This is a genomic window from Pseudorhizobium marinum, from assembly GCF_000705355.1.
Classification (GTDB): Bacteria; Pseudomonadota; Alphaproteobacteria; order Rhizobiales; family Rhizobiaceae; genus Neorhizobium; species Neorhizobium pelagicum.
Genome location: NZ_JMQK01000011.1, coordinates 89118 through 103689, shown reverse-complemented (window position 1 = coordinate 103689; position 14572 = coordinate 89118). Strand labels below are relative to the sequence as shown.

The 14572-nt window shown below is 61.1% G+C and carries 12 protein-coding genes; 6 read left to right on the top strand and 6 right to left on the bottom strand.

Going from position 1 to position 14572, the window contains the following annotated elements:
• Window positions 1-20: 20 nt before the first annotated feature.
• Window positions 21-1994 carry a hypothetical protein gene (locus EO99_RS0114690; RefSeq protein WP_029619389.1) on the bottom strand — a complete coding sequence of 658 codons (1974 nt, stop codon included), beginning with the start codon at window positions 1992-1994 and terminating at the stop codon, window positions 21-23.
• Between the two features lie 118 nt (window positions 1995-2112).
• The gene (locus EO99_RS0114685; protein WP_029619388.1) at window positions 2113-3810 is read right to left on the bottom strand and encodes a hypothetical protein; all 1698 of its coding nucleotides are present in this window, start codon (window positions 3808-3810) and stop codon (window positions 2113-2115) included.
• Window positions 3811-4336: 526 nt separating this feature from the next.
• Here EO99_RS0114685 and EO99_RS0114680 point away from each other — a divergent pair.
• The 6 genes from EO99_RS0114680 to rfbA all read left to right on the top strand — a co-directional run bounded on the left by EO99_RS0114680 (window position 4337) and on the right by rfbA (window position 9470).
• Complete coding sequence (locus EO99_RS0114680; RefSeq protein ID WP_051679874.1) at window positions 4337-5146, top strand: helix-turn-helix transcriptional regulator; 810 nt, start codon at window positions 4337-4339, stop codon at window positions 5144-5146.
• Window positions 5147-5154: 8 nt separating this feature from the next.
• On the top strand, window positions 5155-5637 hold the full coding sequence (locus EO99_RS0114675; protein WP_029619386.1) for a hypothetical protein: 483 nt from the start codon (window positions 5155-5157) through the stop codon (window positions 5635-5637).
• A 362-nt stretch (window positions 5638-5999) separates the two neighbouring features.
• Window positions 6000-6572 carry a dTDP-4-dehydrorhamnose 3,5-epimerase gene (gene rfbC / locus EO99_RS0114670; RefSeq protein ID WP_029619385.1) on the top strand — a complete coding sequence of 191 codons (573 nt, stop codon included), beginning with the start codon at window positions 6000-6002 and terminating at the stop codon, window positions 6570-6572.
• The gene (gene rfbB / locus EO99_RS0114665; RefSeq protein ID WP_029619384.1) at window positions 6572-7630 is read left to right on the top strand and encodes a dTDP-glucose 4,6-dehydratase; all 1059 of its coding nucleotides are present in this window, start codon (window positions 6572-6574) and stop codon (window positions 7628-7630) included. The genes rfbC and rfbB overlap by 1 nt, the downstream gene beginning before the upstream one ends.
• Complete coding sequence (gene rfbD / locus EO99_RS0114660; RefSeq protein ID WP_029619383.1) at window positions 7630-8532, top strand: dTDP-4-dehydrorhamnose reductase; 903 nt, start codon at window positions 7630-7632, stop codon at window positions 8530-8532. Before rfbB ends, rfbD begins: the two co-directional genes overlap by 1 nt.
• Window positions 8529-9470, top strand: coding sequence for a glucose-1-phosphate thymidylyltransferase RfbA (rfbA, locus tag EO99_RS0114655; protein WP_081852074.1), 942 nt, complete (start codon window positions 8529-8531; stop codon window positions 9468-9470). The genes rfbD and rfbA overlap by 4 nt, the downstream gene beginning before the upstream one ends.
• Window positions 9471-9815: 345 nt before the next feature.
• Here rfbA and EO99_RS0114645 read toward each other — a convergent pair whose 3' ends face one another.
• The 4 genes from EO99_RS0114645 to EO99_RS0114630 all read right to left on the bottom strand — a co-directional run bounded on the left by EO99_RS0114645 (window position 9816) and on the right by EO99_RS0114630 (window position 14565).
• A complete protein-coding gene (locus EO99_RS0114645) occupies window positions 9816-10094 on the bottom strand; it encodes a hypothetical protein (RefSeq protein WP_029619380.1) in 279 nt (92 codons plus the stop codon).
• 351 nt (window positions 10095-10445) lie between these two features.
• The gene (locus tag EO99_RS0114640; protein WP_029619379.1) at window positions 10446-11237 is read right to left on the bottom strand and encodes a helix-turn-helix transcriptional regulator; all 792 of its coding nucleotides are present in this window, start codon (window positions 11235-11237) and stop codon (window positions 10446-10448) included.
• Between the two features lie 139 nt (window positions 11238-11376).
• Complete coding sequence (locus EO99_RS0114635; protein ID WP_051679872.1) at window positions 11377-12795, bottom strand: glycosyltransferase family 4 protein; 1419 nt, start codon at window positions 12793-12795, stop codon at window positions 11377-11379.
• 234 nt (window positions 12796-13029) lie between these two features.
• Window positions 13030-14565, bottom strand: coding sequence for an oligosaccharide flippase family protein (locus tag EO99_RS0114630; RefSeq protein WP_235776827.1), 1536 nt, complete (start codon window positions 14563-14565; stop codon window positions 13030-13032).
• Between the last annotated feature and the right edge of the window lie 7 nt (window positions 14566-14572).

Genomic DNA, 14572 nt, shown 5'->3' with positions numbered 1-14572 from the left:
ATTCACGTGGCACTCTCCTGTTAGGCCAGCAGTGTCTGCAGGCCATCATCTTGACCTCCTGCGGAATCAGCAGGCAGATAGCTGCCTCCCTCCGGCGCCGGATCAGCCTCGAGCATGGTGTCGTCAAGAAACAGAACGGCTTCGGTTGCCAGCATGCCGGGGTCGTGGCCGGCAAGCTCCGGCTGCGACGAGATGAAATTCGCCTGGATCAATGTCTCTTGGGAGTATTGTTCACCGCTGACATAGGTTTTGCCGAATGAGTCCAGGTCGAGGATGGCAGCGTTGTTGATGAGCGTATTGCCGCCCGTCTGCACCGTCCAGGATGCGTCGTTGTCGGGTGTCAGGGCGTCCATCGCCAGCAGGATCTGGTCATCGTCGCCGATGATGCTGGTTTGCTTGATGTATTGCACGTTGATGTAGTCGCCCTGGACGTGAAGGACGCGCAAGCCGGCGAGACCGGCGAATGCGGGATCGTGAAGAATGTCGTCGGACAGGTTGGCGCTGCCGCTCTGGAGGGAGGCGACGGCGTCCCGGTAAGCATCCGACAACTCGCCAAAACGATCGGCTGCTCCAATCGTGTAGATGCTCGCTTGGTTCCACAGGAGGTTGCCGGAGGCGCTCACGCTTCCTGCTCCGGCGGTTTCGAAGCCATCTGTGGTGGTAACCGCATCGGTATCGAAAAGCACGTTGACTTGCTGGATGATGTTGGCGTCATAGACAGAGCCGCCGATGATGATCAGGTCGTACCCGAACCCGAGTTCGGCAATCGTGGTGTGGTTGACCGCGGTATTGTCGCCGCTGATGATCGTGCTGTAGGCACCTGATGCCGAAACGATCCCCATGTCGGCGTCGCTCATGAAGATCAGCTGTTCAATCCAATTGACGATCATAAGATCGCCATTGACGGTCGTAACGTTCCAAAAGGACGGATAAAGGTCCGGGCTGGAGGCACCAGCGAGCTGTTGTGATCCTGCACTGTCGTCGTGGTCAAAGCTTGCGATATTGAACAGATCATTGGCGCTGTTCGACGCTCCCCAGCCGGCGACCGCCGATCCGATGCTGTCGGTATCCCAAATGGCGTTGATCTGGACGACAGCATTGACTTCCACATGATCACCTTGGACGACGGTCACCTTCGCGGCCGTCCACAAGTTCTTGACGAGTACGTCGTTGACGAGCGTGTTGTCGCCCATCGTGATGGTGACTGAGGCCGGCGGCGGCTGGCTCCCCTCGCCGCCCCACTCCGCCTCGACAGTGGCGCCGTCGCCCTCGTCGAAGGAATGATAGTCGTCGAGAGACGGCGCCTGCTCGGCAGCAACACCGTTGACGTAAGTTCCCGAGAGGGTGGGAGCCTGTGCCACCAGATGTGACCCGGCACCATCGACGAGGTGTTCCAGGCTCTCAGCGACGGTCTCGACGAGGTCGATCATTTCGGCTGCAGAACCGGGCGCCTCGAACTCGCCAAGCGGCGAAACGGCCAGGAGTGGTTCCGCCATCGGGAGGAGGTCCGCCAAGGCTATCGGATCGCCGGAGATGCTGAAGCCATGCCCACCCACCGAGAAGACGTCATTGTCAGACAGCACGACGTGTTGCTGCGCGTAGGTGACGAGCGAACCGGGCGGCTCAAGTGCCGGCGCCGTTGCCTTTCCTCCCGTGGAAAATGGCATTTGCGTGCGCAGAGACGCCTCTCGGGCGAACACCTCGATGCGCAGGTCCTCGGGCGCAGCGTCCAGCAGCGCAGGCGGCAAATAGAACGCGGGGGCCGCGGGGAAAACCGGTGCAACGGGTCGATAGTTCAAAATGGGATCATAGTCGTCAAGGGCGTGGGGCGCTGCAAATGGCGCCTCCTCGATCAGACGTGACGCGACACCGTGCAGTGTCGTCTTGAACGAGAAGTCACTGTAGCTCTCGCGCTGTCTCGCGTCTTCCAGGCTGAGGTGAAAGAAACCTACAAAATGGGAGATCTCTTCGGTGATCTGGTCCAAGACTGCCACGATACACACTCCTTCGACAACTTCATCGCAGGTGGATGAAGCCCGCTTGCGGGACCTGCGCGAGATGTCCCGCGCAGATCCTTCGCTTTTGTCTCAAGGTTTGGCCAAAGGCCAAACCTTATACGCCGTCGTCATCCTCACCCACCGTCGTGCTGGTGAGGCTGCCGCCGACAATCGTCATGTCGATTGCATTCTGCTGCAGGTTGGCCCCCAGCACGATGTCCTGGTTGAACGCGGAGGTGTCGATACCGGCATCCGCCGACGCCGAACTCGTGCCGGTGACATAACCGTCGTCACCGTTGTCGGAGCCCCAGGTACCGCCGCTGCCGCCAGCGCCACCCGCGCCGGTCATGGCCACGCCACCGGCACCGCCGGCACCACCAGCACCACCCATGGCCCAGCCGCCGAAGGCGTCACCACCAAGGCCATCGGCCCAGGCACCACTCAAGGCCGCGCCGCCATCGCCGCCGCCGGCCCAGCCGTAGCCGCCCGCAGCATCGCCGCTCATCGCATCGCCTGAGGTTGCTTCACCGCCGGTGCCATCGGCTCCGTCGCCACCGGCACCACCGGCACCCGAGCCCATGCCGGAGCCACTACCGGTGCCAGTTCCGGCACCCGACCCGGCACCACCGGCACCACCGGCGCCGGCACCTGAAGCGCCGCCGCCCATGCCGCCGGCACCGCCAGCGCCACCACCGCCGCCGGCGCCGCTATCGCTGTCGCCTGCTGCACCGCCGTCACTGTCGCCGCCGCCATCGCTGTCGATATACAGCGGGTTCAGCAAGCCCATGATGTCGCCAACGCTTGTTGTCGCATCTCCACCGGTGCCCGCGCCGCCGTCGCCGCCATCGCCGGCATCGCCGCCATCGGCCGTTCCGCCGCTGCCGGCGCTACCGCCGTCACCTGCGGTATTGTCGCCGCCACTGGCGCCACTTCCACCAAAGGCAAGGCCGGCACCAAGGCCAAGGCCGAGGCCAAGGCCCAAGCCCAGCCCGTCGCCGCCGCTGCCGCCGCGTCCGCCTTCCCCGCGTCCGCCATCGGCTTCGCCGCTGGCTGTGTCGCCGCTGGTACCGCTACCACCAGCTGCAAAGCCGCCGGCACTGATGCCACCGGCCGCCACACTGATGGCCTCACCGCCGCTACCGTCACCGGCTGTGGCGCCACCACCATCGGCGGAGCCACCTTCTTCGCCGTCACCGCCGTCGGCATCGGCGTCGCCGCTACTGCTGCCACCGGCGCCGCCGGCACTGATGCCGTCGCTTGCAAATGCCAGCCCGCCGTGGGCAGTCATGTCGAGCGAAAAGTCGCCATCGTTGCTGACTTCAGCGTTTTCGAGCGTATCGTTGTCCTGGATGTTGGCCACCTGATTGAAGACGTTGCCGACATCATTGCCGTCTCCGCCGAGGGCGCCGCCCAGAATGTCCTCAAACTTGATGTTGAAGACGCCGTCGACGGAACTGCCTGAGCTTACGTCGATGTCGGCAAAATCGTCGTCATCGGGAAGATAGCCATCCATGGCCATGTCGACGGTGACGCCAACATCCACGGTGGTGGTATTGACGTTTTCGTTGAGGTTCTTGCTGGCATTGAAGTTGGCGTTGCCGTTCATGTTGGCATTGCCGTTATGGTTTGCGCTGCCGTTGAGATTGAGGTTGCCGTTGCCGTTGAGCGACTCGCTCGTCTGGCTCTGGTCCTGGCTCTCCGTCTGCTGCTGCTGCTGCTGTTCCTGCTGCTGTTGCTGTTGCTGCTGCTCCTGATCGTCGTCGAAGAAGTAGGGAGCAACAAGGGTGTCGTTATTGGTTCGTCTGGTCGACATAGCTCTCGTCCTTTGTCCATGGTCGCAACAGCGTGGCCACCATTCATCTCCCTGGGGTCTTTGCTGCGCGATTGTGTCGTTGGATGGCGGCGTAATCGTACGTCCGCCGTGGCGTCACTTGCCTGATCGGTTGCACACTCCTCCCGCGCAGGTTTGAGACATGGAACGGCAGCCTCCTCAGGATTGGCCGAACCATGGGGACAACTGTGCGGCCATCGGCGCGATCGGGTAAGATGACACTTCGAGCTAGAGCATCTGCTCCCTTTGCTCGAACGGGCTACGCCATTGGTCTAGTCGGCCCAACCGTAGGTCTGGGGCAGGCGTGTTGTTCGGCTTGAAGCTCCGAAATCCTCTCGCGCAAAAGGGTGAATATTAGGCTTTAGGAACAGTGGGATAAGCCGATCCTTCGCGGCGGCAACAGGCCCAGCTGTCACCGTCACCCCGAGACCCGCCCTCCTCCGATAGAGCTATTCCCAATGCGATACACGTGGGCTAGCGTTTTACCGTCGTCTTCAGCAGGGCATCAATGCCCGAGGTTATCTGGGAGGAACAGGTCATGTCGCCGCCGGCCACCATCACCGCACAGGATCTTTTTGCTGCATGGTCAGCGACCGCATCTCGCCCCGACCCCCGCGCAGTCGCGATTGTGGCCCCGCCAGGGATTGTCTCTCCACCCCTTTGCGCCGCCATTGAACGCCAGTTTCCCTGGCTTCATGTCCATGTTCAAGAGGCCGTGGCGGGACTGCTGGCGCAGGAGTACGAGCAGGTCCAGCTTATCCTCGTTGACCTGTCGCTCGTGGAGCAGCTGCAAAAACACTGGGCTGCCCTCGTTGTGCACTTTCCCGAGGTGCGGGTGGCTCTCTTGTCACAAGGCGATGCGGACATCAATCCGACTGTTTTGCGGCGCTTCAACCCACGGCAGATGCGTGGCGTGCTGGCGCTTGACGTGAAACTCGACATCTTCCTTTCAAGCCTCGCAATCGTGCTCAACGGCGGCACCCATTATTCCGGCTTGAACTTCGAGCGCCTTATGCTGCGGGCACGACAGGATCATTTCAAGGGCGTCGAAGACGCTGACCAGGATCTGGCACGCCCTTGCATGCTGTCGCGGCTCACGGAACGGGAGCGGGAAATTCTCGCCCATGTGGCACGCGGCAGCCAGAACAAGAACATCGCTGCAGTGTTGGGGCTGTCAGAGCATACCGTGAAGATCCACATCCATAACGTGATCGCCAAACTCCGTGTCCACAACCGGACGGAGGCAGCAGCAATCTACCTCGGGGCGACGGATCGAAGAGAAGATACCCGAGCGCCCACGCCCCCGGTTGCGGGGTAGGATGGCCAATGCCACGCTTCAAGGACGTTCTGCTTCTGGTGGGCCAGCTCAACTACACCTGGACGAACACCGAAAGCTTGCTGATCCATATGATCGCCGGCCTGGCGGGCACCGACAAGGAAACGGCCATCGTCATCTTTCTGACTCTGAACACCCCAAGAGCGCGCATGGATCTGGTAGAGCGCCTGGCAAAACTGAGCAAGACACCGCAGGCTTGCCGCGCAGACGTTCTTGATGCCACCCGACGCCTTGGCGAGCAAGTAAAGCTTAGAAACAAGTACAATCACTGCATTTATTCGTTCGACGCAGATGGCGAGACCGGTCTCACGCAGTCGATGCGCATCTTCGAAAGTCGCGACGCGGTCAAATACGGCAAGGTGGAGGCGCTTGATGATGTTGAGCTCGCTCGTATCCAGGACTGCATCAAGACCCTGATCGCCATCAATCGTACCTTTTGGCAGATCACCGATCGCTACGGCTTTCCCAAGTAATTGCTGAAGGCATCACCGAGCCGCCTTGCCACGTTGATGGCACACGGACAGCAGAATGCTGATTTGCTCACCGTGTTCTGCATGGCGCCTGACCATAGCGGCCAGGCAGCGCCGTAAGCTCACCGGTTCCGTGCACCCTGCACTGCCCCTATCCGAAAGGCGTGCGGGCTTAGCCGAACGGTCAAGTCGTGCTGCACCACCCCTCTTTGCTAGTTCTTGCCACAGAAGGGCGCATTCGGGGGAACCTCTACGACTGTCACTGCGGCTGGCTGGCAGGCCGACGCTGACTGTCCTCCTTGGCGAATGTCGTCCGTCCGCACGATGACGTGCGAGTTGTGACCATCAGCGTGAGGAGCAAGCCCATGCGTATCGAGGCAACATCACTTCGCGATGTCATCAAAATCACGCCGAGGCACTTCAATGATAGCCGCGGCTATTTTTGCGAGCTCTACCGGGAAGAATGGTTTCGAAAAGAGATTGCCGACGTCCGTTTCGTGCAGGACAACCAGTCCCTGTCCTGGCGCGAAGGGACACTGCGGGGGCTACACTTCCAGCGCGCTCCTGCAGCTCAAGGGAAGCTTGTACGGGTTGTCGCCGGCGCGATATTTGATGTTGCCGTCGATGCACGCCCATACTCTGAGACATTCGGGCAGTGGACCGCCGTGGAGCTGAGCGAGGAAGATGACGCACAGTTGTGGATCCCGGAGGGCTTTGCACATGGGTTCCTGAGCCTGAGCCCCCGCACCATCGTTCAATACAAGGTCACGGCACCCTACAATCCGACCGCCGAAAACGGTGTCATCTGGAACGACCCGGACCTGGCAATAGACTGGCCCCTGGCCGGCCGCGAGGTCCATATCTCGTCAAAGGATGCCGACCTCCCGCGCCTGCGCGACCTCTTCACTCCGGCCTTCTCCAGGAAGGAGACAGCGTGATGCGCGTTGTCGTGACGGGTGGGGCAGGCTTCATCGGATCCGCATTGGTGCGTCATCTCGTCGGCGAGGCCGGGGCCGAGGTCCTGGTTATCGACAAACTCACCTACGCCGGAAACCTGGATTCGCTTGCCTCGGTCGCGGGCAAGCCGAACTTCCACTTCTTCCGCGCCGATGTGACCGACACCGCGCAAATGGCGGCCGCCCTGGCGTCCTTCTGCCCAGATCAGGTCATCCACCTGGCCGCCGAAAGCCATGTCGACCGTTCCATTGCCGAGGCGTCTGCCTTCGTCCAAAGCAATATCGTCGGCACGTTTTCCATTCTGGAGGCGACGCGGGCCTATTGGATGGGACTGTCGCTGCTGGCCAGGACAAACTTTCGTTTCGTTCATGTGTCGACCGACGAGGTCTATGGGTCCCTCGGGGACTTTGACCAGTTCTATGAGACGACCGCCTATGATCCTTCGTCGCCCTACGCGGCATCCAAGGCGGCGAGCGATCATCTCGCGATGGCCTGGCATCGAACCTATGGCCTGCCGGTGGTGGTCAGCAATTGCTCCAACAACTACGGCCCCTGTCAATTTCCTGAAAAGCTGATCCCGCTGATGGTGCTCAACGCGCTGAGCGGCAAGGCCCTGCCCGTTTACGGCCAGGGCCAGAACATCCGCGACTGGCTCTATGTCGATGATCATGTCCGCGCGCTCGTGCTGATTGCGTCAAGGGGGCGGCCGGGGCGCAAATATAACGTCGGTGGGCGCAACGAGCAGCGCAATATCGATGTCGTGGTCAGCATCTGCGCGTTGATGGACGAGCTCCATCCTGCCGGCATGCCGCATAGCCAGTTGATACGCTTTGTTGTCGATCGTCCCGGCCATGATGAACGGTATGCGATCGATGCAGGCCGAATTGAATGCGAACTGGGATGGCAGGCACGGGAAAATTTCGCATCGGGACTGCGAAAGACGGTCTGTTGGTACCTCGACAATGAATGGTGGTGGCAACCGCTGCGACAGCAGGCCTGCGGCGGCGAGCGCCCGGGCCTCCTTAAGGAGGTGGTGTGATGCGCATCCTAGTGACAGGCCGTAGCGGACAGGTGGCGCAGTGTCTCCAGGAGGTTTCGGCCAGGCGTGATGTCGAACTCGTCAGCGTCGGCAGACCCTATCTCGACCTTGAGGATCCCGAATCGGTATTGCCGGCAGTGGCCCGGCTGGCGCCGGATGTTATCGTTTCGGCTGCAGGCTATACCGCGGTGGACAAGGCGGAAGCGGAGCCGGCGGTGGCTTTTCGGGTCAACGGTGCCGGCGCTGGCGCCGTTGCCACAGCTGCAGGACAGCTTGGGGTACCGGTCATCCACCTGTCGACGGACTACGTGTTTGATGGCTTCAAGGGCGAACCCTATGACGAGGAGGATGTGGCCGCGCCCCTTTCGGTCTACGGCGCCTCGAAACTTGAGGGTGAACGGCAGGTGCGGGCCGCCACGGACAACCACGTGATCTTGCGCGCGGCCTGGCTCTATTCGCCCTATGGCGGAAATTTCCTCAAGACCATGCTGCGCCTTGCACAGACCCGCAACGAAATTACCGTTGTGGCTGATCAGCGCGGCGGGCCGACATCGGCGATCGAGCTTGCCAATGTTGTGATCACGCTTGCCAGAAGACTCACCGAAGATACCAGCCGCGAACTGCGCGGCACCTATCATCTTGCCCCGGCCGGTGATGCCAGTTGGGCGGAATTTGCAGCCGCCATTATGGAATGCCGCCGGGCCAAAACGGGGCGCAACACAACGATCATCCCGATCGCTACGATCGATTATCCGACGGCTGCGCAGCGGCCTGCGAACTCGCGGCTGAATGCACAAAGAATAGCGCAAATCCATGGCATCCGCCTGCCGCACTGGCAGTGGTCGACGCAAGGCATCGTCAACCACCTTTTGGCGAGAGAGTTGCAGGAGGTCATGACGTGAAAGGCATTATCCTCGCCGGTGGAACAGGCTCGCGCCTCTACCCGATCACGCAGGCCGTTTCCAAACAACTGATGCCGGTCTACGACAAGCCGATGATCTATTATCCGCTGACGACACTGATGCTGGCGGGAATCCGCGAGATCCTGATCATCACCACACCGCATGATCTGGACGCCTTTCAACGGCTTCTCCTTGACGGCGCCCAGTGGGGGATCGATCTTTCCTACGCGGTACAGCCGTCTCCGGATGGCCTTGCACAATCATTCGTCATCGGTGCCGACCATATCGCAGGCGGACGCTCGGCGCTCATCCTCGGAGACAACATCTTCTACGGCCACGGATTGCCGCAGTTGCTGCGGTCTGCCGCTGAGGGCCCGGACACCGGCGCCACCGTTTTCGCCTATCACGTCAATGACCCCCAGCGCTATGGAGTCGTCGACTTCGATGCCAACATGCAGGCGCTCTCGATTGAGGAAAAGCCCCTGCAGCCGCGATCGAACTGGGCGGTGACGGGCCTTTACTTCTATGACCAAAGGGTCGTCGATCTGGCAGCAAGCCTGCAGCCCTCGCCACGCGGCGAGCTCGAGATCACCGACCTCAATCGCCTGTATCTTGAACAGGGCAGACTTTCGGTGGAGCGTTTGGGCCGCGGGTTTGCCTGGCTCGACACCGGAACCCCCGATAGCCTTCTGGAGGCAGCGGAATTCGTGGCCACCCTCGAGCGCCGCCAGGGTTTCAAGATCGCCTGCCCCGAAGAAGTCGCCTACCGGATGGGCTTCATCGACTTGTTTGACTTAGAAGCCTGTGCCGACCGGCATGCAAAGAGCAGCTATGGCGTCTATCTGCAGCGGCTTCTGGACGGAGGGCGTGACGTGCCTGATCGCCAGGCCGGTGGTCGCGTTCCCTCCTCGCGGCCTGCAGCGGCGCTGGCGGGCTGAGGCACCCGGCTCCGATGTCGGGCACGTGGCCGGCGGTCAGTGGCTATCTCGTAAGGATCAAGGCCACGACCGCTACGACCAGCAGCCACATCGACAACGATACAACGATGGCCAACAGCCAATTGCGTCCACGGCGCGTCATACCTCCCCCCGAAGCAGACACCCCCATGACGGCAGCTTCGACTGATTGCCCGCCGCAGGCGTCCCTTTGCAGGATCACGATGCCATGCGTCGAGGCCGGCTGCCATTCCACTCTTGGTTCAGCCTGCCACGCCATAAGGCGTGATCAAACCGGCAAGTCGGCGCGACGCTCGCGCCACTGTAGCCTTAAGAGGTAGACGCGGATCAGTCGCCCGGCGCCACCACCTGCTCACGGAGCCAGCGACCGGGAGCACCCATGTTGACGGCCGACCAATCATCATTGATCATCCCGACAAATAGCCGGTCATTGTGGTCCAGGCACTCCTGCAGGTGGTTTCGCAGATCATCTGCGCTTCCGTCGTGTCTGGCAAACCAGACCGAGCCCTGCGCCTGGAGCGCATTGAGGCCGACGAGCTTCTTGCGCAGTGACGTGTAATTGCTCCCGATGCGATCAAGATCAAATGAAATGAGAAAGACTGGCATGCAATTTCAATCCCCCTATTGCGTCACAGGTCTACCCCCCCCCGCAGCAGACCTGCTGCAGAAGATTTAGATGTGTCGGTGCGAGCTTTCAGAAGCAGGCGAAGTGTGCCCCCTCAGCAGGCAGCCCCCGCTGCCCAGATCCGGTATAAAATTACTAAAATGCAACCTAACATATAGTAATAAAAAGGAAATTATCCGTTAACCGTTCTTTTGGAGGCGATGGTCGCCACCTGCACCCACCAAAGGGTTAGGCGCATACCCGTCTGCGTCGAAAGGCTTAGGCATAAACGCAAAAAGCCCCTCAGCGGTCACTGACGGGCTTTTGGTGCAACTGGTGCGGCGTGGCGTCGGTCAGGCAGGAGATTGCGTTCCTGTCCCCTTGAACAGGTCGTTCAGCTTGTAGGCGACTTCGGTGCGATTGGTCGCCTTCAGCTTTTTCATGATGTTGCGAATGTGAACCTTCACCGTACTTTCTTTCAGGCTGAGTTCATAGGCAATGATCTTGTTTGCCTTGCCCTTGCGCAGGGCTTCAACGACCTCTTCCTGACGCGGGGTAAACATTCCCGACATCGGCCGCGGGCCGGCGCCACCTGCCGGGTCGCTGACCAGGTGCCGCATGGCCTGCACGGTGCTGGCAGGTACGAAAATGCCACCGGCCATCGCCAGACTGAGGGCTTCGATGCAAACAGCAACGCCGACGGACGACGGGATGAAACCGCGTGCCCCGTGTTCCAGCATCTGCAGGACATGGGGAAGATCGTCTGAATCCGACAGAACGACGATCGGGACAGATCTGAACTCCGATGACAGGCGCGCCATCTCGGCTGCCAGGGTTGCTTCGTTGGCCCGGCGGCCACCGATGTTAAACAGGATAGCCTCAACCGGGGGATGAGAGTCTTTTTCTCTCTTCCATTCGTCCACAGAGCCCACGGCAAAGACTTCCTTGTCTAGCCCACGGCTGATGAGGGCCTTTGCGAGACACTCGCGGTCGAGCGCGCGCCCATCCAGGACCAGGAGGCAACCGTCGCCCGGAAAAGCCGCTTCATCGCGTCCCCTTTGCTCAAGGACCGCTGCCAAAACGGGAGGAGTGGACAGCCGCCTCTCCACCATTGATGCCCTATAGCCACCTGCTGCCGAGTTCATGATTTCCCCCTGTATGTTTACTGTTTCACGCTGGATCCCTGCCATGTGCGACCACGAAGCGTCCGATTGCTCGCGGAAGATTATTTCGTCTGGATACTACAACCTTAAACTTAAGTTGTCCAATCTTATTAAGTAACGACTAATTCGTTCGCGCTATTTCATGATGAACGTCAAGTTTCGGGTTGAGAAACTCCGGTCTCGTCCCCCTGCCCATCACCCAGTCATAGATGGCGAGAATCCGTTCTGCCTTGGCGTCCCACGTCAGCAGGCGTCGCGCCCTTTCGCCGCCTGCGGCGCTCATGCGCTCCACAAGGCCGGGCTCACTTGCCAGGCGCCTCAGTGACGCTGCAAATCCCGCAATCAGACTTTCTCGATCGGTGAAATCTACTGCAATACCAGTCGCTTCGTCAATCAGCTCCGGTGGTCCGCCATGATTGGCGACAACCGGCACCAGCCCAAGCGACAGTGCTTCGACAACGACACCGCCGCCGAACTCCCGCACGCTTGGAAGGGCGAGCACATGCACATCCGCAAGCGCCGATGCCAAGGCAGCCTGTTCCTGCCAGGGGAGGAAGCGGACCTTGCCGTTCAACCGCTGCGCAGCAACAGCCCGGTCTAACGCCTCACGCTCGGGCCCCTCGCCGATGATCAGAAGCTCTATCGCACTGTCGGAGGCAATCCTGGCGGCGGCCTCCACGAGGATATCGGCGCCCTTGTAGGGTACCAGCCGACCGACAAAGGCCACCCGCAACACACCGTCGCGCATCCGTCTTTGGGTGAAGGGAAAACGCTGCGGATCAACACCGTTCTCCGGCAGCCAAAAGGTTTTTGCCTGCACCGGTTTTGAAAGCTGCTGAAACGCCGCATTGGAACCGGCAAGGACGGCTGCTGCCTTGTAACGGGTTGCCCTATAGGCAGGCATCAGCCGGTGAAGGTCTCGCCAAGGCGTCAGCCACTCCAGCTCGCGCCGGCGCACAGCGTCGAAAGCTGCAGGCCAGGGCGTACCTCCGTTCAACGGCCCAATGACGAAGGGGACATTGATCCGCTTCAAGTGATGGGCGATGCCGCTTTGGCTGGTCGCACTGAGCGGTGTTATGCGGTGAACGAGATCGAACTCGCCCGCTCTCAAACGGGGTCCGAGTGCTCGCCACAACTCTCTTTCGAAACTGTAGTAGGCCAACGACGATGTCGCGGTCACCATGGTCCAGCCCTTGTTGCTGCCCCCGCGAATGTGCTCGCCGAAACGATGCAAGGCCGCTGAGACCCGCTCATTGTCGATGGCGATGAAGTCTTCGCCCTCGGCCAGGCCGGCGCGGAGAAAGGCCGTGCGATTGCGGATCTGGGTGACGACCAGGGCGTTGGTTTGCCGTGCGATCGCCCGCGACAGGTTCCAGCCCACCAGCGGCACGCTGCTCCATTCCGGATTGGCAGCTTCAGCAATCAGGAGAGGTCGCAATCGCCGCGGATGCTGGGCCTCGATCCGGCGGGCTCGCAGCACCTGCGCCAGAGCCGCAGACGGCTCCTGCCTGCGCCAGAGGTTGGCTGTGTATGTCATCATGACCCCCCTGCTCCACCTGAATAGCGGTTGATGCGATCCTACACCTTTGGATGAGGGCGGGGCGTTACTGCCCTCATTTCCGCCCTCCTCCGTGCCCGAACAGACGCCCCCTGCAGTCGGTGTCACCATCCTAGGGGGGGCGCCAGGTTTCTGGCAACCTATCACAAACGGGCACTCCTATACCTCTATGGGTGTAACTGATTACCACTCTCGGTTGTCGCGAGGGCTCGGGCGTCACGACACGGTTTGGGCGATGACCCACGATCCAAGCAAGCCACCGGCGTAGCCGAGGGGCCAGAGACAGAGCGTGGCGACTTCCAGGCCAAGGCTGTTGAGATGGTGTCGCCGGTTGAGAGACCAGAGCAGAAAAGTGCCCGGCAGGCCGTGGAGAGCAATGGCCCAGAGCGCGCCCTCAAAACCATTGAGGGTGTAGCCCAGCGGAACGAGCGTAAACACAGACAATCCGCGCACCAGGTTGAGAAGCGTCAGGTGGCGAGGCTCTCCGATGGCCAAATAGACGTTGGAGATGACGCCAAAGCGCGCGATCAAAAGCCCGAACGACAAGGCCTTCAGGACCACCGCGGCGCCGGCGTAGCGCTCGTCATAGAGAAGATCGATCAAGTCAGTGCCCATTGCAAACATGGCGCCGGCGGCACAGACGAAGGTGATGTCGAAGGGAAGGCGCATTTTCAGGAAGACCGTCGCCAACCGCTGCGGCTCCTCGCGGTAAACTTTGCTCAGCGCCGGCATGGCCACGGAGGAAAACAGCCGGTTGCCCGCCCCTTCCAGCATTGCCACCAGATTGAACCCGAGGGCGTAGAGGCCAAGCATGGTCGGCGTGACCCATCCGGCGAGCAGGATCTTGTCGCCATTGGCGGCAAGAACTGTGAATGCCGATGACAGGAGCACCCATTTGCCAAACCGGATCAGGTCGTTCACCGCTTGCCTGTCGAAGGCGAAACGATTGTTATGCCCCGGCAACCACCAGTAGCTTAGGACGGTGGAAACGACCGCCGAACACCAGGCGGCGGCCACAAAGGACCAGATGGACCGGGTCTGCCAGGCCAGCACAACTGCGACAGCGAGGCTGACGAGCTGAGCCACCAGTTCGATCCCCGTTACCCGTGCCAGGGCCAGTTCACGATAGGCGGTGATGACTTTGGTGGACTGCAGGCCACTGATGACCGTTACGAAACACAAAACCGCAATCACCGTGGGCAAGGCGGGTTCAGCATAGACGGACCCCGGGGGAAACCAGCCCCACCCGTTCGCCTGGGCAATGCCCCAGGCGATACCGGTGCAGACGAGCCAGATCAAAACCCCATGGGCAAGCTGTAACGTCCAGGCGGTGTTGAGATAAGCGGGCTCGTCGCCCATTCGACTTTGGATGGCGGCGGGACGAAGGCCAACGTCCGAGAGCATGGCGACGGCCACCTGCACCATCGTTGCCACCGCCATGACGCCGAACATCTCCGGGATCAACAAACGGGTCAGAACAAGGCTGCTGGCGATCCGAAGGAACTGCAGCAGCACGTACCCTCCCATCGACCAGCTTGCGGCATGGAGAATCCGCGCCCGAAACGGCCGATGCTTGCCGCCTTGGGGGCGCGCCGAGCCCCCCTGCGTCTGGCCACCCACGGTGGCAACGCCTTCGGCTTGCTGCGGCGGTCGTTTGCCGATGATCCTTCCACGTCCGGGAAGATACCCTTCCAATGCCACGACCCACCCCTCCCGTCCTGCCTGCATTGCGCATGAGCGCGTCGCCGCCAATAAGATC